General features: G+C 56.7%; 17 protein-coding genes. 9 read left to right on the forward strand and 8 right to left on the reverse strand.

The genetic code is table 11. The features are described from left to right. Positions 1-174: 174 nt before the first annotated feature. Both AC2FIM_RS03855 and AC2FIM_RS03860 read left to right on the forward strand, forming a co-directional pair. On the forward strand, positions 175-1,608 hold the full coding sequence (locus AC2FIM_RS03855; RefSeq protein WP_142633292.1) for a cache domain-containing protein: 1,434 nt from the start codon (positions 175-177) through the stop codon (positions 1,606-1,608). Continuing rightward, positions 1,605-2,252, forward strand: a complete 648-nt coding sequence (locus AC2FIM_RS03860) for a response regulator transcription factor (RefSeq protein ID WP_142633290.1) — start codon at positions 1,605-1,607, stop codon at positions 2,250-2,252. Before AC2FIM_RS03855 ends, AC2FIM_RS03860 begins: the two co-directional genes overlap by 4 nt. 78 nt (positions 2,253-2,330) lie before the next feature. On the opposite strand, the gene AC2FIM_RS03865 is transcribed toward AC2FIM_RS03860, so the two are convergent. Further along, the gene (locus AC2FIM_RS03865; protein WP_142633288.1) at positions 2,331-3,176 is read right to left on the reverse strand and encodes a HalD/BesD family halogenase; all 846 of its coding nucleotides are present in this window, start codon (positions 3,174-3,176) and stop codon (positions 2,331-2,333) included. Positions 3,177-3,598: 422 nt separating this feature from the next. On the opposite strand from AC2FIM_RS03865, the gene AC2FIM_RS03870 reads away from it, so the two are divergent. The 4 genes from AC2FIM_RS03870 (at position 3,599) to AC2FIM_RS03885 (ending at position 7,347) form a co-directional block, all read left to right on the forward strand. Continuing rightward, positions 3,599-5,350 (forward strand): acetolactate synthase 3 large subunit, encoded by a 1,752-nt coding sequence (locus AC2FIM_RS03870; RefSeq protein WP_271947532.1) that lies wholly within the window; start codon positions 3,599-3,601, stop codon positions 5,348-5,350. Then, positions 5,347-5,751: a hypothetical protein gene (locus tag AC2FIM_RS03875; protein ID WP_496731770.1), complete on the forward strand. Its 405-nt coding sequence runs from the start codon at positions 5,347-5,349 to the stop codon at positions 5,749-5,751. The genes AC2FIM_RS03870 and AC2FIM_RS03875 overlap by 4 nt, the downstream gene beginning before the upstream one ends. A 6-nt stretch (positions 5,752-5,757) precedes the next feature. After that, the gene (ilvN, locus tag AC2FIM_RS03880; RefSeq protein WP_142633282.1) at positions 5,758-6,318 is read left to right on the forward strand and encodes an acetolactate synthase small subunit; all 561 of its coding nucleotides are present in this window, start codon (positions 5,758-5,760) and stop codon (positions 6,316-6,318) included. Between the two features lie 324 nt (positions 6,319-6,642). Further along, positions 6,643-7,347 carry a helix-turn-helix domain-containing protein gene (locus AC2FIM_RS03885; protein WP_496676225.1) on the forward strand — a complete coding sequence of 235 codons (705 nt, stop codon included), beginning with the start codon at positions 6,643-6,645 and terminating at the stop codon, positions 7,345-7,347. Between the two features lie 16 nt (positions 7,348-7,363). Here the strand turns inward: AC2FIM_RS03885 and AC2FIM_RS03890 are convergent, their stop codons facing one another. The 4 genes from AC2FIM_RS03890 to prfB form a co-directional block, all read right to left on the reverse strand. Then, positions 7,364-8,143: a DUF2189 domain-containing protein gene (locus AC2FIM_RS03890; protein WP_496676047.1), complete on the reverse strand. Its 780-nt coding sequence runs from the start codon at positions 8,141-8,143 to the stop codon at positions 7,364-7,366. 29 nt (positions 8,144-8,172) lie between these two features. Then, on the reverse strand, positions 8,173-9,567 hold the full coding sequence (locus AC2FIM_RS03895) for an amidase (protein WP_496707924.1): 1,395 nt from the start codon (positions 9,565-9,567) through the stop codon (positions 8,173-8,175). A 94-nt stretch (positions 9,568-9,661) separates the two neighbouring features. After that, positions 9,662-10,354, reverse strand: coding sequence for a M50 family metallopeptidase (locus AC2FIM_RS03900; protein WP_271947540.1), 693 nt, complete (start codon positions 10,352-10,354; stop codon positions 9,662-9,664). Between the two features lie 14 nt (positions 10,355-10,368). Then, complete coding sequence (prfB, locus tag AC2FIM_RS03905) at positions 10,369-11,496, reverse strand: peptide chain release factor 2 (protein ID WP_142633271.1); 1,128 nt, start codon at positions 11,494-11,496, stop codon at positions 10,369-10,371. A 77-nt stretch (positions 11,497-11,573) separates the two neighbouring features. Here prfB and AC2FIM_RS03910 point away from each other — a divergent pair, with 77 nt between their 5' ends. Continuing rightward, entirely contained in the window at positions 11,574-12,407 is an 834-nt protein-coding gene (locus AC2FIM_RS03910; protein ID WP_496707923.1) for an aminoglycoside phosphotransferase family protein, read from the forward strand. Here the strand turns inward: AC2FIM_RS03910 and AC2FIM_RS03915 are convergent. The 3 genes from AC2FIM_RS03915 to AC2FIM_RS03925 all read right to left on the reverse strand — a co-directional run bounded on the left by AC2FIM_RS03915 (position 12,401) and on the right by AC2FIM_RS03925 (position 17,436). After that, positions 12,401-14,890, reverse strand: a complete 2,490-nt coding sequence (locus tag AC2FIM_RS03915; protein ID WP_496731772.1) for a penicillin-binding protein 1A — start codon at positions 14,888-14,890, stop codon at positions 12,401-12,403. The two genes, AC2FIM_RS03910 and AC2FIM_RS03915, sit on opposite strands and share 7 nt — an antisense overlap. A gap of 95 nt (positions 14,891-14,985) precedes the next feature. Next, positions 14,986-16,206 (reverse strand): N-acetylmuramoyl-L-alanine amidase, encoded by a 1,221-nt coding sequence (locus AC2FIM_RS03920; protein ID WP_496676059.1) that lies wholly within the window; start codon positions 16,204-16,206, stop codon positions 14,986-14,988. A gap of 66 nt (positions 16,207-16,272) precedes the next feature. Beyond that, positions 16,273-17,436 carry a pyridoxal phosphate-dependent aminotransferase gene (locus tag AC2FIM_RS03925; protein WP_496676062.1) on the reverse strand — a complete coding sequence of 388 codons (1,164 nt, stop codon included), beginning with the start codon at positions 17,434-17,436 and terminating at the stop codon, positions 16,273-16,275. Between AC2FIM_RS03925 and AC2FIM_RS03930 the strand changes: the two genes are divergently transcribed. Further along, positions 17,435-18,817 carry a M48 family metalloprotease gene (locus AC2FIM_RS03930; RefSeq protein WP_271948077.1) on the forward strand — a complete coding sequence of 461 codons (1,383 nt, stop codon included), beginning with the start codon at positions 17,435-17,437 and terminating at the stop codon, positions 18,815-18,817. The two genes, AC2FIM_RS03925 and AC2FIM_RS03930, sit on opposite strands and share 2 nt — an antisense overlap. Continuing rightward, entirely contained in the window at positions 18,814-19,572 is a 759-nt protein-coding gene (locus tag AC2FIM_RS03935; protein WP_271947549.1) for a DsbA family protein, read from the forward strand. The genes AC2FIM_RS03930 and AC2FIM_RS03935 overlap by 4 nt, the downstream gene beginning before the upstream one ends. The last annotated feature ends 4 nt before the right edge of the window (positions 19,573-19,576 follow it).

The raw sequence follows: 19,576 nt of genomic DNA on the forward strand, positions 1-19,576 counted from the left end.
AGTCACAAGGAAGTGAAAGGGAATACCTACTACTGCGTAGAAACGCGGCTTTCTGCGCGAATTGCACAGGCAATAACGGTCCAATCATAGCAAAACAGGGATTTTTGGTGCCGTTTTCCCGCCAGACGCCCAATCTTTTTGCAATTTTGCTGTGGCTTGCGTATCGATTCGTCCATGCAAAGACTTCGACAACTGGTCTCGTTGACCTATGCTCAAAAGCTGTCGCTGGTGGCGGCGATCCCGCTGGTCGTGGCGGTGGCCGCGATTGCGGTGATGGTTGCCTATGAGGCGCGCGCCACTGCCGAGCGCGAAATTGAAGCACTGGAACGCTCTTTGATTCAGGCCAAGAAGGAAGAGCTGCGCAACTATGTGACTCAGGCGCGCAATGGGTTTGCCTATATCTACGGGCGCGCGGCTCCGGATGACACCGCCGCCAAAACTCAGGTCGCGCAAATCCTGTCGGCCATGATCTATGGGCAGGACGGGTTCTTTTTCGTCTATGACTATGACGGCACCAATCTGGTCAGCCCCCGTCAGACTGAGTTCATCAACCGAAATTGGGAGGGTCTGACCGACAGCGACGGCACGCCGGTGGTGAATGAGTTCATTCGCCTTGCTCGTCAGGGTGCGGGTTGGCACAGCTTTATGTGGCAAAAGCCCTCGACCGGGGAAGAAGCGCAGATGATCGCCTATGTCGTCGGCCTTCAGGATTGGCGCTGGGTCGTGGGCACCGGGGTATTCATCGATGACATTGTTGCCGCAGTTGCCAGCGCACGGGCCGAGGTTGAAGCGCGCGTGCAGCGTACCTTCATGTATATCGGTGCCATTGTTCTGGCCGCTGTTCTGATTGTCTTTGCCTCAGGCATGTTGCTCAACATCCGCGAAAGACGTCTGGCCGATGCCAAGCTGAAACAGCTGACCCAACGGGTGTTCGACGCACAAGAGGAAGAGCGCGGCCGTGTGGCACGCGAGCTTCATGACGGGATCAGTCAGATCCTTGTGGGCGTGCGCTTTGCGTTGGACAACGCCCGCCGTCGCCTGTCGCGCGGCGATGATGTGGGCGCGCATGATCCACTGGACAAGGGGATCGAGCATCTGGGAACCGCCATCAGCGAGGTCCGCCGCATCAGTCGCGACTTGCGCCCCGGCGTGCTGGACGATTTGGGCCTCGGCCCCGCGCTTGAGGCTCTGACAGATGATTTCCGCGAGAGAACCGGGATCGAGACCGATTTCTCGACCGTTGTTTTCCGCAACCGGCTGGATCAGGATAGCAAGATCGCCCTCTATCGCATTGCCCAAGAGGCCCTGACCAATATCGAACGCCATTCCGGAGCCACCCATGTCACCATCGATCTGCGCGGGCACAAGAAAGGCGCAACCATGCGAATAACCGACAATGGCCGCGGTTTGCGCAACTCTCCGGGTCGGGGCAGTACCGGGATTGGGTTGCGCAACATGCAGGAACGGATCGAGCAACTTGACGGATCGCTGCGTATTCTGTCATCACGCGGCCACCGCAGCGGCACAGTGATCGAGGTCAGCCTGCCACTCAGCCACCTGTTGCCGCCGCAGGAAGACGCAACTCCGAACCGAAAGGCCGGTACATGAGCGACCAGACGATCCGGGTCCTGATTGTCGACGATCATCCAATGGTGGCCGAGGGGATCCAGTCGATCCTCGAAAGCTATGACGACATCACCGTGGTCGGGACACTCAGCAGCGGAAAGAAAGCGGTTGATCAGGTTGCGGATCTGAAGCCTGACGTCATCCTGATGGACCTGAACATGCCCGGGCTAAGCGGTCTGAGCGCAACCGAGATCATCCTTGAACGCATACCGGACACCTGCATTCTGATCCTGTCCATGCATGACAGCCCCGAATATATTTCGACTGCTCTCAGCCATGGTGCAAAAGGGTACGTGCTCAAGGACGTCCCAACGGATGAAATCAAAAAGGCCATCGATGCCGTCATGCGGGGTGAACAATACTTGTGCACGGGCGCAAGCGGTTCCCTCAAACCCAAAGGCGACACAACGCGCGAGGCTTTGACCGGGCGCGAGCAGACGATCTTGCTGGAGCTGGCACAAGGGAAATCGAACAAGGAAGTCGCCCAAACACTTGATATCTCAGTGCGAACGGTCGAAACCCATCGCAAGAACATCAAACGAAAATTGGGCATATCCTCAACTGCCGGCCTGACCCGCTATGCGCTGGAGCACGGCGTTCTACAGGGCACCAGCCCAGGGTTCTGATCCCGTAGCGCGGCACGCGCTGCTCGGCCTAGCCGCCGCAGGCAGGCGGGCAACGGGCGAGAGCACTCTTAGTTACCGTCAATCCAGAAGGGCGTCGCGCCGGACTCCTTCCTTGTCATGGTGATGCTGAAGAACACGCCCATATAACTGACGGGTCCGTTCCACCCCACCGCACATGCCTTCGGTTTCGACAAAAGAAAAGATCCCGACATATCGTCTGCGCTCTCCTTTCACGGGAGCGACCCGGTGCAAGGAATAGCGCCCTTTGAAAATCTGCAGATCCCCTGGGTTCAACACCAACTGGTGCACCCGTGTCCGATCACCGCCCAGAACCGCAGAAACAGCCGCGAAATTCTCATCCTCGGCGCTTCGCAGGTTGGGGGCATATTCGAATTCACCACCGAATTCTCCATTCTGAATGGCCAGCGTCACGGTGTAGTTGTTGGTGTCAAAATGCCAGGGAAACCCCTGCCCTTCTTCGACCACGTTGATGATGACATCAGCCAAAGGATCATCGTAGCGAAAGAACCGGTCTTCGGACTCGTTCAATGCCGTTCGAATGAAAGGTAAAAAACCAGCGAACTCATAAATACGTCGCAGCGGTCCGGATTTGGAAAAACTGTCCGCTGGCACAAAGGCATTCGACCGATCATAAAATCGACGCACCGGATGGCTTGGCGCCAATGCCGGGTCGTCTTTGGTGAAATACGGATTCGTTCGGCTAAATGACCTATGTGCACCAACGGCAGTCTTATCGGCTTCTTTCAGCAAACGCGCCACGCCATCCTCGTGTACGAAACCTGGAAGAACAGCACAGCCGTCCCGATCCAGCTCGCGCCTCAGATCACCTATCAGCTGCTCATATGCCCATGAACCGGGGCGGTCTATCGGGTATCGCCCGAGATCAACCAGATCCTGCAACATGTTCGGCCTCCCTCGCCACTGCAATTAAGTCCAGCGTGACTCAGCCTAAAATCACGATCATGCCCGTTTCGGACATCGGCATGACGCATTTCGACACTTCCGTGCCACTCGCCAAGCATTGCAAAGGGGCGAAAATCCCGAAAGTTCCGAACATGCGTCAAAATGCGCAATAAAATGTCGCAAAATACCACCCAGAAGTTAGAAAATTGGTGCAATTGCCTGTTGACGCCCCTTTCCACCGCCCATAATGTCCAACCCACGCAAAAAGGAGCCTCTGGCGATGAGAACGCTAGTCGTAATCGTAGGAACCACGCGCATGGGCCGGTAACGGTAAACCATAATCGAACCCATGCGCCTCCGAAAATCTCGGGGGCTTTTTTTATGCGAAACGCAAGACACATGTCGCGAACGGAGCAAAGCAGATGACACGTGAGATGACCGGCGCAAAGATGGTAGTTCAGGCCCTCAAGGATCAGGGCGTGGACACGGTATTCGGATACCCCGGTGGCGCCGTGCTACCGATCTATGATGAGATCTTTCTGCAAAACGACATTCGCCACATTCTGGTGCGTCACGAACAGGGTGCGGTTCACGCCGCCGAAGGCTATGCCCGCTCGACCGGCAAGCCCGGCGTTGCACTTGTGACCTCGGGCCCCGGCGCTACCAATGCGGTGACCGGGCTGACAGATGCGCTTCTGGACTCGATCCCGATTGTTGTTCTGACCGGACAGGTTCCAACCTTCATGATCGGCTCGGACGCCTTTCAGGAGGCTGATACTATTGGCATCACCCGCCCCTGCACCAAACATAACTGGCTGGTAAAGGACACGAATTCGCTGTCCGATACCCTGCACGAGGCGTTCCATGTCGCCACCTCGGGCCGCCCTGGTCCGGTTCTGGTCGATATCCCCAAAGACGTTCAGTTCGCAACCGGTGACTATAGCGCCCCAAAGCCCTCGACCTCGCACTACCAACCGATAGTGAAGGGCGATCTGGAAGAGATCACCGAGTTGGTTGCTGCGATTGAGACCGCCAAGAAACCCGTCTTTTACACCGGCGGCGGCGTCATCAATTCGGGCCCGGCAGCCAGCCAGTTGCTGCGGGAACTGGTAGACGCAACAGATTTCCCGATCACTTCGACCCTGATGGGTCTGGGCGCCTATCCGGCGTCGGGCAAAAACTGGCTTGGTATGCTGGGCATGCACGGGTTGTATGAGGCCAATCTGGCGATGCATGATTGCGATCTGATGATCAATATCGGCGCTCGTTTTGATGACCGCATCACTGGACGGATCGACGCGTTCTCGCCCGATTCCAAAAAAGCGCATATCGACATCGACCCGTCTTCGATCAACAAGGTGATCCGCGTTGATATCCCGATTGTTGGCGATGTGGCCCACGTGCTTGAGGACATCCTCAAGGTCTGGAAATCGCGCGGTCGCAAGACCAACACCGCAGCTATTGCGAAATGGCAGGAACAGATCGGCGAATGGCGCAAGGTGAACTGCCTTGCCTATACCAACAGCGAAAAGACCATCAAACCGCAATACGCGCTGCAACGCCTTGAAGAACTGACCAAAAAACATGACCGTTACATCACGACCGAGGTTGGCCAACACCAGATGTGGGCCGCTCAATACCTTGGCTTCGAAGATCCCAACCGCTGGATGACCTCAGGTGGTCTGGGCACGATGGGTTACGGATTCCCGGCCTCGATCGGTGTTCAGATGGCACATCCCGACGCGCTGGTGATCAACGTGGCTGGTGAGGCCTCGTGGCTGATGAACATGCAGGAAATGGGCACTGCTACGCAGTATCGCCTGCCGGTAAAACAGTTCATCCTGAACAACGAACGCTTGGGCATGGTGCGCCAGTGGCAGGAACTGCTGCATGGCGAACGGTATTCGCATTCCTGGTCCGAAGCGCTGCCTGATTTCGTCAAGCTCGCCGAGGCGTTTGGCGCCAAGGGTATCTTGTGTTCTGACCCCGCCGATCTGGACGATGCGATCATGGAGATGATCAACTATGACGGCCCCGTGATCTTCGACTGTCTGGTCGAAAAGCACGAGAACTGCTTCCCCATGATCCCGTCGGGCAAGGCCCATAACGAGATGCTGCTGGGCGAGGCCGAGACGCAGGGCGTGATCGATAGCAAAGGTTCGGTTCTGGTATGACAGCGCAGATGATCAGTTTTGACGCAACGCGCTTCCAGCCTACCCCGGACGAGTTGAACGAAGAATCTGATGATTTCATCAATCCGGATGTGTTTGGCAAGGAACTCAGCATCTTTCTGAGTGAAGAGCTTGCCGCATCCGGGTTTGAGGTTTCCTTCGCCTGTGCCGAGGACTGGGGATGGTATCACGAAATTGATCACGACGAGCCGTTTGCCCTGGTTTTCGGCTGCTCAAACTATGGTGATGGCCATCTGGTTCAGTTCTCACCAAAGACTGAGCATGTGAGAAAGATGTTCAAGAAATACCACGCAGCCCCCAAGGTGGATGCATTGCGTGGCGCAATTTGGAAAATTCTGGAGAATGCCGAAGGTGTATCGAACCTTCGCTACGAAGAGGACTAGCTCAGCATGTCTGCCCTACATATCAAAAAAGGCTCCACCCGCCATTCGGCCTATAACCTACGACCCACGTTTTCCGACGTGCAGGAACGCCATACCATTGCAGTTCTGGTCGAGAATGAACCGGGGGTTCTAGCCCGCGTCATCGGCCTGTTCTCGGGCCGTGGTTATAACATCGAAAGCCTGACCGTGGCCGAGGTTGACCATACCGGCCACCTCAGTCGCATCACCATCGTCACCACCGGCACACCGCAGGTGATCGAACAGATCAAGGCGCAGCTGGGCCGGATCGTATCGGTACGCGACGTGCATGACCTGACGGTCGAAGGCGCGTCGGTCGAGCGGGAATTGGCCATCATCAAGGTGGTCGGCGACGGCGACAAGCGGGTCGAGGCGCTGCGTCTGGCCGATATTTTTCGCGCCAATGTCGTGGACAGCACGTTGAATTCGTTCATTTTTGAGATCACCGGCGCACCTGACAAGATCGACGCCTTTGCCGATCTGATGCGCCCGCTGGGTCTGATCGAAATCGCCCGAACCGGCGTTGCAGCCCTGTTGCGCGGCGATTGACCAAAACTGCCCCGCCGGCGCATCCAGTTGGCGGCGGGGTATCGGCAATACCCAATTTGCAAGATCACAATACGCCAAACGTGAACATCAACGTCACATTTGCCTAAAAAGTTTAAGCTAAATCAGAATTAACCTATTGCGTCTGTGCATCATCGCGTTAGCCTTCAAGGGTAGCGCGGCGTTGGGATGCGTCCGCTGGGTCATCTGTACGATTTCAGACAGCGCCTGGTTTGTTGGCCAGTTGTGTCGCGGTTATTCGGAATACACACAAGTACCGGGACGAAAATGACGAACGACAGCCGCAGCCCCGACGACCTACGCAGGATGTTCGGCGCCAATCTGCGAACTCTTGCTGGACAATATAATTCAGTTTCTGAGCTGTGCCGCCAGCTTGGAGTGAACCGAACTCAGTTCAATCGCTATCTTGGCGGCGAAAGCTTTCCCCGACCCGATGTCCTTGACCGAATATGCCGTTTTTTTGATGTTGATGCTCGGATTTTGCTCCATCCCTTGGATCAGATTGACCAACCGTCCAAGCACCCGGCTGCCGTCGCCCTGACTGAGTTTCTAGGATCCACCCCAGCCACCCTGACTGAAATTCTGTTTCCCGGCGGGTTCTATTATGCGACCGAGACAGAACTTGATGGCACAAAACCCCTGAGGCACAGGCTTTTTCACGCCCGAAGGTTACCGCAATGTACTTTGGTGAGAGGGTTTGAACCAATTTCCGAGACACCCGGAGCATCAGTCGCAGAGCGCGAAGTCCAGGGTATCGTGGCTTGTGCCGGGCGGCAGATTTATATGCTCATGTCCTGTCGTGCGTCTCAGAAAAGTAGGATCTATCTGGTGACACGTGGAATTGAAAATCAAACAAACTGTTGGCGCGGTGTCGCAATTTGCCTGTCAAAAACTACAGCTACCGCAACGACGACACGGCGGATAATGCTCAGACATTTAGGGGACGACACCTCGACAGTCCTGGCCGCCGCGCGCATTGCACGCCGACCAGAAGTCATGGCCCGCGCTTGACAACGAACCTGGCGTGTTAACCCGCGATTTCCCCGCCCTGAGAGATCAGCCAGTATAGGTGCCAACTGGCGTGCCCCAATAGCGGCAGTACGATCAACAAGCCGAAAAACCAGGGAATCATTGCGGCAAACGTCAGAACCGCAATCAGCGCGCCCCACCCCAGCATCAATCTGAGGTTTGCGGCCACATAGCTATAGCTGGCAATCATTGCGGTCACAAAATCCAGCTCTCGGTCCAAAAGCATCGGAATTGAAAGCACCGTGATCATGTAGAGGATGGTCACAAAAATCGCGCCAACAGCTGTTCCAACCGCCAACATCGTCAACCCGTTTGATGTAAGGAACACCTCAAGGGACGAAGACACATTGGTCATGGTCGATAGCCCCATAAAAAGGGCAAAGATCATGTGGCCAAGAAAGAACCAGAACAGAAACATCACAACGATAATGGCGCAGATCGAAGGTAATTGACGGCGGCTTTGACCCAGGATTACGCCAAATATGGCCCGAGGATCCAAACCTTCACCCTCTTGAATGCGCCGCGATACCTCATACAGCCCCACCATGGCAAAGGGGCCCAGCATCGGGAAACCGATTGCGGCCAAAATCAGCCAATAGGTCGTTCCGGTCGTGAGAGTGACCCAAACCATCAGCCAACCCATCAAAACATAAAACCCGGAAAAGAGCAGCCCAAAGAGCGGAGCGCGGCGAAAATCGCTCCAGCCTCGCCTTAGGGCCTCGTGCAGCATTTCGGCATCTACCCGCCCCATGTTCGGAACACCAAACTGTTTGTCCATGGCTTTTATCCTTCGTATCCGGTCGATTTTCAGGCGGGTCGTTTTTGCGGCCAACTGGTGGCAGAATGATATGCAGATCCGATGGACAAAATGCGAGAATCCGCTCCGCGCGGACCAAAGATCTGCATCCCCATCGGCAAGCCTTCGGATCCAAATCCAACAGGAACCGAGAGGCAAGGCAGTCCGATCAGGCTGACCGGCACCACGACCTGCATCCAACGGTGATAGGTATCCATCCGGGTGCCGTTGATTTCGGTGGGAAATGCAAGCTGCAAGTCGAATGGCCAGACCTGGGCCGACGGCAGGATAAGCGCATCATAGTCCTGGAAAACTTCGGTCGCACGTCGGAACCACTCGGTTCGCACAACACTGGCACGATGGACCTGCATCGCTGTCAGCGCCAGACCACGGTCCAGTTCCCATTGCGCAGTATCCTTCAGTGACGCGCGGTGTTCTGTCAGAGACGCAAGACCGGCGGCCACGCTCCACGAACGCAATGTAATCCAGCTATTCCACATCTGGTCTGCGTCAAAGGGCGGTGTGAGGGGTTCGACCTTGGCCCCGAGTTGAGTGAACACCTCGAGCGCGTCACGGCAAATCTCGCGGATACCAGGTTCGAATGGAAAGGCTCCGCCCCAGTCATCCAACCACCCGATACGCATTCCGGTCAGATCTGCGGGTTGGACCGGAGACACGGCTTCCCCCGGATGACCCAAAGGTTGAGACGGATGAGTGCCGCTGATCACATCAAGCAATAGACCAATATCTTCGGGGCTCCGCGCCATCGGGCCCAATGTAGAAAGCTGGTGCAAGTACCCGTCACCGTCGGGTTCGTTTGGCACCCGCCCCCAACTGGGCCTGAAGCCATAGACGTTGTTCCATGCCGCAGGGTTGCGCAGGCTGCCCATCATGTCAGACCCATCGGCCAGCGCCACCATGCCAGACGCCAGCGCAACTGCTGCCCCACCGGATGAACCGCCGCAGGTACGCTCGGGGTCATATGGGTTGCATGTGACGCCATATACAGGGTTGAACGTATGTGAGCCCAACCCGAATTCCGGGGTATTGGTTTTACCGATCAGGATTGCCCCGGCCTCTTTCATCCGCTGGGCTAACAGATCGTCTGTTTCCGGAATGAACCCATTCAGGATTGGTGATCCTTGGGACGAAACGACGCCCGCAACATTCACCAAGTCTTTGACGGCAATCGGCAGACCATGCAGCGGACCACGGTTTGGTCCGGCATCAACAGCACGGGCCTCGGCCATCAAATCATCAGGATCACGCATCGCCACGATTGCATTCAGGCGCTCGTTCACTGCGCCGATCCGCTCTAGCGTCAGTTGCATCAGTTCAGCCGCCGATAAACGCCCAGAGGACAATGCACTCAACAATTCGGCTGCTGTTATTTGGCCTAGATCCATCCCTGGGCTCCACCTTTTTGGTCAGCCTAGCCGGAGCGTATCCTCATTTAAACCCTCAGTTTGAATGCATCTTTTCACCAAAGACTACCCGAGGTCACTTGGGTCGAGACCCAAAATGCAAATTGCTGTCGTGCCCAAGAAAGTGTTTTACGCACAAAAGGATGGAAAGGACGCTTAACACAAGCCAGTTCCCGCCCCACATCATGGTCGTGCCGCCAAATTCTTGGGCCAGCATGTAGGCATCCGAGCGGACACCCGAGCGCCGGATCGTGTCATCAAAGATATCATAAGGCACATAGATCACGCTGGTCAGCCCGATCACCCGCAAAGCCAGATCACAGATCGGCCGACTTAGATAGAACGCCATGCCGATCAGTACCGCCCCAACACCTGCACAAAACGCCATGGCAAAGGGATCGCGAACATAAAGCGCTGTTACCAACAGCATCACGCCGCCAAAACCACCCAACACCGCCCGGTCCCAATGCGTGCGCAATGCAATCAGCAACAATCCCATCCCTAGCGCCAGCGACCCGAGATAACCGGCAGACAGACTGAGGAACCTGTTCCCACCGCGCGCTGTGACAAGACCACCCTGCTGCGGTGAGATCGAGAAGCTCTCGACCGAACCACCGGTTAGGACGACGGTTATCGCGTGCGACAGCTCGTGCAGGAAAACGATGAGTATCTTCAGAGGCACCACAATCGGCGTAGACCAGAACACAAACACCAAAGCGACAAGCGCAATCAGTTGCCAATGTCCTTTGATCAGCTTCATCATGGGCATCGAACGCGCTGCTATCAGCCTTCGCCCTGCGCTTCGGAACGGCTTTTTCCGGCCACGTTCAAGGCCAGCGTGGCGGCCATGAACCCGTCAAGATCCCCATCCAAAACCCCCTTGGTATCCGAGGTTTCATGGTTGGTCCTCAGGTCCTTCACCATTTGGTAAGGCTGCAGAACATACGACCGGATCTGGTTGCCCCAGCCCGCATCGCCCTTGGCCTCGTGGGCTGCGTTGATGTCAGCATTGCGGCGGTCCAGCTCTTGCTGGTACAGGCGAGATTTCAGTGCTTTCATCGCAATATCACGGTTCTGGTGCTGGGATTTCACGGATGATGTAACAACGATCCCGGTCGGGATATGCGTGATCCGCACGGCCGAGTCCGTGGTGTTCACGTGCTGGCCTCCTGCCCCCGAGGACCGGTAGGTGTCGATGCGAATCTCGGACGGGTTGACCTCGATCTCGATATTGTCGTCCACCACCGGGTAAACCCAGACCGAACTGAACGAGGTATGCCGTTTGGCCGCCGAGTCATAAGGTGAAATTCGCACCAGCCGATGCACGCCGCTTTCCGATTTCAGCCAGCCATAGGCGTTGTGGCCAGAAATTTTGTACGCCGCGGATTTAATACCCGCCTCTTCGCCCGAGGTCTCGGATTGCAGCTCGACCGTATAGCCCTTTTTCTCGGCCCAGCGGACATACATCCGCGCTAGCATCGAAGCCCAGTCGCAGCTTTCGGTGCCGCCTGCGCCCGAATTGATCTCGAGGAAGGTGTCGTTGCCGTCGGCCTCTCCGTCCAGCAGCGCCTCAAGCTCTTTCTTGGCGGCTTTGGCTTTTAGCTTTCTGATCGCCTCTTCAGCGTCGGTGACGACCTCTTCGTCCTCTTCCATCTCGCCCAGTTCGATCAATTCCATATTGTCGCTGAGGTCGGTTTTGATGGATTCATAGATTTCAATAGCATCGACCAGCATCTGCCGCTCGCGCATCAGTTTTTGCGCATTCTCGGGGTTGTCCCACAGGTTGGGATCCTCAACCCGGGCATTGAATTCCTCAAGGCGATGGGGTGCGGTTTCATAGTCCATGCGCTGCGCCAGCAGCTCTAGCGACTTTTCAATTTCCGCCACGGTATTCTGGGTTTCGGCGCGCATGGTTACGTCCCAACTTGCTCAATCAGGCCTGCGTGATAGCAAGAGCGTGGGGCCACCACAAGACAGCGGAGACCTGAATGCATATTGTTCCGGGTGATATCATGGATTGCTGGGGATTATGCCGTGCCACTCTGATCGCCGAAGCCCAGCATGCGTTAGTCTGGAAAGTTCACGCGCGGGATTATGGGTCGGCCGCGCTAAAGTTATACCACCGCGCAGATCGCGGGAACGAAGCTGCTTCGACCAGGCTTTTGTCGCTTTGGCAGGATCGTGGCGCGGTTGCCATTTATGCCGAAGCGGGCAAAGCCGTATTGATGGAGTGGTTGGAGGGTCCGACACTGGGTGACATCGCGCGTGACGGAAACGCTGAAAGCGCGCTGCAGGTTTTCTCGGAGATGGCCCACCGCCTTCACCAAAAGCCCACGGTTGCGTTCGACGAGCTGCGACCATTGCACGAGGTATTCAATCCACTGTTTGATTGCACGTTTGCCCGCGATTGCCCTGATGCACTACAACGCGATGTGATCCGCGCAACGGAACTGGCATCAAACCTTCTGACGAGCCAACCGCAGGTGGTGCCGCTGCATGGTGACCTTCACACCGATAACGTAATTCAAACGCCTTCAGGGGCACGGGTAATTGATGCAAAGGGGTATCTGGGCGATCCTGCTTTTGAACTTGCAAACGCATTGCGGCATCCCAAAGGTATGCCCGATCTGGTTCGCAGCCGCGACCAGATCGAACGCTGCCTCCAGCTTTACTCCGGAGCGTTAGGTGTGTCGCGGAAACGTCTTGCCCAATGGGCCGCTGCAAAAGGTGCGCTATCCATCATGTGGCGCGGCCACGGGACAGTTTCAGCTGCGCCCGAGGCAACGCTCTTGAACCTATTGTTGCGCGCGGCGGATCAGTAAAGCCCGCCGCCCTGCAAATCGCCCTGGCTGGCATTTGGGCCAACGGTGATGGTGTCGCCGGTCGACGTGGTCACCTGACGACCCGAGCTGTTGACCTCTTCAAACAGCGGCAGGTCGGAACCCATCGCAAAACCACCGTCATAGATGCGGTCGATAAAGCCGTCGGCGCCATCGCGGAAATACTCGGCCACGACAAAGTCTCCGGACGCATCAGATGGCAAGCGCGCGCCGCTGAACCGATCGATTTTGATAAAGTGACCACCTGGGGGCACCTCGAACGGGCCTCCACCGTATTTCTCGACTGCGGTTTCCATGAAGCTTTGGAACACAGGTCCACACAAAGTGCCGCCATACGCGCCCCGGCCCATCGGGCGGGGGCGGTCATAGCCGATATAGCAGCCTGCAACAATGTTCGAGGTAAAGCCGATGAACCAGGCGTCTTTGGATTCATTGGTTGTTCCGGTCTTCCCAGCGGTGGGCACAGGTAGATTGATAACTCTGGATGCCGTGCCGCGATCTACGACACCTTTCATCATCGACGTCAGCTGATAGGCGGTAATCGCATCCATGACCTGACTGCGGTTTGTCTCGATCGTGGGGGATTCATCAGGTTCCAGCCAGGCCGAATTACAATCCAGGCACTGGCGGTCATCGTGGCGATAGATTGTCTTGCCGAACCGATCCTGAATACGGTCAACCAGAGTGGGTTCAACCCGCTCGCCGCCATTTGCGAACATCGCATAGGCCGCAACCATCTTGTACAACGTCGTCTCTTCGGACCCCAGCGAGTTGGCCAGGAAAGCACCCATCCGGTCATAAACGCCAAAGCGTTCCGCGTATCCGGCAACCACCGGCATCGTGACTTCTTGCGCCAGACGGATGGTCATCAGGTTCCGCGACTGTTCAATCCCGGTACGCAATGGCGTCGGCCCGTAGAATTTGTTGGTCGAATTCTTGGGTCGCCACAGGCCCTGCGGTGTGTTCACTTCGATCGGAGCGTCGACCACAATGGTCGCAGGGCTATACCCGCTGTCCAACGCAGCGGCATAGACGAAAGGCTTAAAGCTTGACCCGGGTTGACGCTGCGCCTGCGTGGCACGGTTGAACACAGAATCCTGATACGAGAATCCGCCCTGCATCGCCAAAACCCGGCCCGAGTTCACGTCCATCGCAACAAAGCCGCCCTGAACCTCGGGGACCTGACGGGCCGACCATTGGCCTTCTTCCCCGGCCATCACCAGAATGACGTCACCGCGTTTGAAGTTGTCGAAGAAGCTGCCCTGCATCCACTTGATGTCCGAGCGCGGGATGATGCCGTCAGCCGGACCATTTTCAATGCCGACGGTCAGGGCCTGCTCACCGACATCCAGTACTACTGCGGGATACCACTGCGTTGGCAGAACCACATCACGGGGGATTTCCAAAATCGCCAAGGCCTCACGCCACTGCACCTCATCCGCCAGTATTTCTTCGGCGATCACTTCGTCGGTCCCGTGCCATTTTCCACGAGACCGGTCGTATTTCTGCAGCGCCTCGCGCAGGGCGTGCGCGGCTTTGACTTGCATTTCCTCGTCCACAGAGGCGCGGACAGTAAAACCACCTGTGAAGAACTCGCCCTCGCCGAAATCTTCGCTCAGCTGGCGGCGGATTTCGTCGGTGAAGTAATCCCGCGGCGGTAAGGCGGTGCGGAAACTTTCGAAATCACCATTCTGGACAGACCGCAAAGGCATCTCGACCTCGGCCTCATAGGTCGCCGTATTGATATAACCGTTTTGGTTCATCTCGCGCAGCACATAATTGCGCCGGTTCACAAGGCGTTCTTTCTGCCGAACCGGGTGATAATCCGACGGCGCCTTGGGCATAGCCGCCAAAGTGGCGGCCTCATGCGGAGCCAATTCCTGAAGGGTCTTGTTGAAATAGGTTTGCGCTGCTGCGGTTACACCATACGAGTTCTGGCCCAGAAAAATCTCGTTCATGTACAGTTCTAGGATCTGTTCCTTATCCAGCGTATTCTCAAGCCGTGTGGCCAGGATGATCTCTTTGATCTTGCGCTCGGCCCGACGGTCCCCCGACAACAGGAAGTTCTTCATTACCTGCTGTGTGATCGTCGATGCACCCCGTACATTCTCGCCCTTCGATTTCACTGCCTCGACACCAGCGGCAATAATCCCGCGCGGATCATAGCCCTTATGGTTATAGAAATTCTTGTCTTCGGCCGAAATAAAGGCCTGCTTAACCAGTTCGGGGATTTCTTCTGACGGGGTGAACAGACGGCGTTCCTGCGCAAATTCGTCGATCAGCTGACCCTCGCCAGAATAAATCCGGCTGATCGTGGGCGGTTTGTACTGCGCCAGGGATTCGTGACTGGGCAGGTCGCGCCCATACATCCAGAACACCGCGCCGATAACCAGCGCAGCCATAAAAATACCCAGGGTCACGAGGCTGAATATCGCCCCGAAAATCGAAAGAATGAAACGGATCACGTTACTGCCTTTTGCTCGCGGTGCCGCCTATATAGTGTCGCACCTGTGCAGGGTCAAAACACCATGGCCAATAATAGCCGGTTTGCGCCACGGGGTCACTGTCCAATCAGGGATCGTTTTACCATATCGTCCTGGCGCCATTTCTCTAGCCCATCCCGAATACCGCGCGCCATTCCCATGCGCCATTCCTGATTTCGTATGTTTTTCAAATCTCTAGGGCTGGAAAGGAAGCCAAGCTCAATCAGAACGGAAGGAATATCCGCTGCCTTCAGAACCGAAAATGAGGCTGTGCGAATTGGCTTGTTGTTCATCGGACCACCCTGTTGCGTCATTCCATTCGCCAGCATTTGTGCCAACGCATCCGTACGCGGCCTGGTTTCCTGACGCGCAAGGTCCAGCAGAACATCTGCAACCTGATCATCCGCACCGCTCAGATCGACGCCCGAAATCAAATCACTGCGGTCGTGCCGCTCAGCCAGTTTGTGGCTTGCCACATCCGAGGCATCTTGAGACAGCGTATAAACGGCCGCGCCATGAGCCCGCCCTTCTGTCAGAATGTCGGCATGTAAAGAGATGAACACATCTGCACCTGCACGGTGTGCCAATGCAATACGACGTTCAAGAGAAACGAACTGATCATCGGTCCGCGTCATCTCAACCTCGTATCCGCCCGTGCGCAATAGCATCTCGCGCAGCTCTCGGGCAAAGGTCAGCATCAGCGTTTTCTCATCATCACCGTCAACTTCGGCGCCGGGATCAATTCCTCCATGCCCGGGGTCCAACATGACACGCAAAGTTCCGTTGCCCTGCCCCACCGGAGCGACCGATGTCTCTGCTGGTTCGGGCAAATCCCAGCCGGTTTGCCGGGGCGTTCCGGCGCTGGCTGCGAAACTGTCGAAATCTGTCCCTTGCAGCCCAAGCGTCAAATGCGCGGCCCCAGTCGCAGAGTCCACTCGCATATCCGCCGTCTCAACCGCCAGAGGCGCGCCCAGTTCGAGTACCATGCGGGACCAGCCCGGTACATAAGAGCCGAACTGCACACCGCTGATACGGCCAGTCTGTAGAAAGCGGTCACGATCAAGACCGGTCCAGTCTACCTCCTGGAAATCCAGGATCATCCGATACGGGTCGCGCAGGGTAAAAACGCGATAAGGCACCCCCTGGCTAAGCCCAAGCTGGATGCTTACACCGGACCGCCCGTCATCAACAATCGAACTTTGGTCTGGCAAAACACGGGCGAGTGCGCTGAAATCCTGCGCAACTGCGGTACTGCCTAGCGCCCAGATCAGCGCGATGGCGTAGATAATTCTGCTCATGGCCTCAAGTTTTCCCGAGATCGATTGAAGCGCAGCCTACCCGACCCGCACTTGGATGTGAACGCTTTAGGCTTGGGCAGAAATCAAGCCCCGATCAGCCGTGAAACGCTGAAGTCGCCGAAGCCCCTCTTCGATATCCCCGGTCGAACGTGCATAGGAAAAACGGATGGTGCCGTGCCCGCGCTGAGGATCGAAATCCAGCCCCGGAGTGACCGCCACGCCGACCTTATCCAAAATCTCAGCCGCAAAGGCACGGCTGTCGTCGGTCAGGTCAGACACATCGGCGTAGACATAGAATGCCCCATCAGGTGGCGCGATATTGGTGAAACCGGCTTTGGGCAGACCGTCCAGCATCAGCGCCCGGTTCCGCCGATAGACATTAAGATTGGCCTGCAATTCCTCATCACAATCCATCGCCGCCAGCGCTGCCACCTGGCTGGCGTGAGGCGCGCAGATAAACATGTTCTGCGCAATCCGCTCGACGACGCGCACATGATCCTCAGGCACAACCATCCAGCCAACGCGCCAACCTGTCATAGAGAAATACTTGGAGAATGAGTTGATCACATAGCACTCATCTGTCAGCTCCAGCGCGGTGACGGCTTTGGCTTCGTATTCCAGACCGTGGTAAATCTCATCACTGATGAAAGACGCACCCTGGCCCTGAGCGGCCTCGATCAGCGTCCCCATTGCGGAGCGATCCAGCATGGTGCCTGTCGGGTTGGCGGGCGAGGCCACCATCAGCCCCTGCAAATTTAGCCCTGCGAAATCGGCTGGCACCGGCTGCAGGCGGTGTTCCGGAGCGGTGGGCAGATCAACCGCGACCAGCCCCAGGGCCCGCAATATCTGCCGATATGACGGATAGCCGGGGGCCCCAATACCCACGCGATCCCCGCTGTCGAACAGCGCGGTGAACGCCAGCAGAAATCCGCCTGACGAACCGGGGGTTACCACCACCCGTTCGGGATTGAGATCGACATTATACCACTCGCCATACATCTGCGCGATCCGGCGGCGCAGTGCTGGCAGACCCAATGCAACGGTATATCCCAGCGGGCCTTGCTCCATTGCCTTAGCCAATGCCTCGGTCGCCCCTTTGGGTGCGCCGGTTCCAGGCTGGCCGACCTCCATGTGGATGATGTGACGGCCGGCTTCTTCAGCTTTGCGGGCAGCCTCCATCACGTCCATCACGATGAACGGATCGACCCCGGACCGGGTTGAGTTTCGCATGGCCATCTCCCATGTTGCAATCATGGCTTTTGAACGCGTATCCAGGCTGGCGTCAATCCCAGCCCTGTTGCTGTTTGCAGTGACTTGGCTCGTAGGCGCTGTTCAGGCCCAAAGCCTGATCCGTGATCCAGATATTGAACACGGTCTGCGAGAGCTGGCCTTTCCCGTTCTGCGCGCCGCCGGTCTGAATACCAACCGGGTCCAGATACTGGTGGTCAATGACAGCACGTTCAATGCCTTCGTTCTGGATTACAATGCGATCTATCTGAACTATGGGTTAATCCTTTCAGTCGAAAGCCCCGAGATGTTGCAGGCGGTTATCGCACATGAGGCGGCCCATATCGCCAACGGGCATCTATCGCGCCGCTACGAAAACCTGAATGCCGCACGGCAAAAAGCCGGGCTCGGGACGGCTTTGGCACTGATTGCTGCAGCTGCTGGCGGCGGCGAGGCCGCTTTCGGAATTGCGGCCGGTACTAATTCGGCAGCTCTGCGCAGCTTTCTTGGCCACACCCGCGCTGAAGAGTCCTCGGCGGATCGCAGCGCAGCAAGCTATTTACGTTGGGCCGGTATCTCGCCCAGTGGCATGGTGTCTCTGCACCGTAAATTCGCGGGGCAAGAGCTGTTAAACACGGGCAACCAGGACCCATACATGCGATCACACCCCACCAGCCGCGAGAGGTTGCGCGCCGCCGAGGCGTTTCTGGAAGAGTTCGGCGACAAAGCCAAACCCAGCCAGAATGCCGATTACTGGTTCGCAAGGGCGAAAGGTAAACTATCGGCCTTCATCCGCTCGCCCACATGGACGATGCGGCGCGCCAAAGAAGAAACCGCCCAGGACATACGACTGATGCGCGAGGCAGCAGCCCACCATCAAAACCGTGATCTAACCAAAGCGCGCGCTGCGATTGATGGTGCTTTGGCAATCCGGCCCAATGACCCCTATTACTATGACCTCAAAGGCCAGATCATGCTTGAAAACCGTCAAGTGGCTGATGCGGTAGCAGCATATGGCAAAGCCGTTGAATTGGCGCCGAATAACCCACTTATCCTGGCCGGATACGGGCGGTCCCTGTTGGTTCAAGGTAAGACAGTGGAAGCCTTGCCCATTCTTGAAAAAGCACGGGCCAGAGATTTTCGTAACGCAAGATTGATGCAAGACCTGGGTGCAGCTTATGCCAAAACAGGCAATACTGGTATGGCATCGGCGGTTACTGCCGAAAGATATGCCCTGCAGGGCCGTTTGGATGACGCCGGTATTCACGCGAAACGCGCGGTTGCGCAGTTGCCGGTCGGATCACCGGGTTGGCAACGGGCCCAAGATGTGTTGATTGCGTTTGAACAAGCAAACAAGAGTAATTCGAAAAGGAAACGGAAATGATCCTCAGACACGCTGCACCAGCCCTTCTGGGGCTTTCCCTGATCGCAGGATCGGCGCAGGCCCTGGACCTGAGCCAGCTGACCGACGCCGAAAAACAACAATTCGGAGAGCAGGTACGCGAATACCTCCTGGAAAACCCCGAAGTCATCATCGAAGCGATCAACATTCTGGAACAACGCAACGCCGTGGAAGAAGCGCAGGCGGATAAAGAGCTTGTCGCCAGCAATGCTGATGAGCTTTTCAACGACGGGTACAGCTGGGTGGGCGGAAATCCGGACGGGGATATCACGTTGGTCGAGTTCATGGACTATCGCTGCGGATATTGCCGCCGTGCGGTTCCCGAAGTGGCCAGCCTGCTGGCCGAAGATGGCAATATTCGGCTTGTGATCAAAGAGTTTCCGATCCTCGGAGACGCGTCGATGATCTCATCCCGCTTTGCCGTTGCCGCCAAACATGTTGCCGGGGACGATGCCTATAAACAGGTTCACGATGCCCTGCTCGAATTCACCGGGGAACCGTCGCCGGTTACTTTGCGCCGTATCTCGGACGGGCTGGGTTTGGACAGTGACGCGATTCTGGCGGCAATGGACAGCGAACAGGTCACCGAGGAAATCCAAAAGACCCGTGAATTGGCGCAGCGGATGCAGATTTCGGGCACGCCTTCGTTTGTGCTGGGCACCGAAATGCTGCGCGGGTACCTGAAAGCAGATCAGATGCAGCAAATTGCGAATGCCGTTCGCGCCGAGCAAGGCTGATTTG

The organism is Ruegeria sp. CDSC052 (assembly GCF_059610685.1).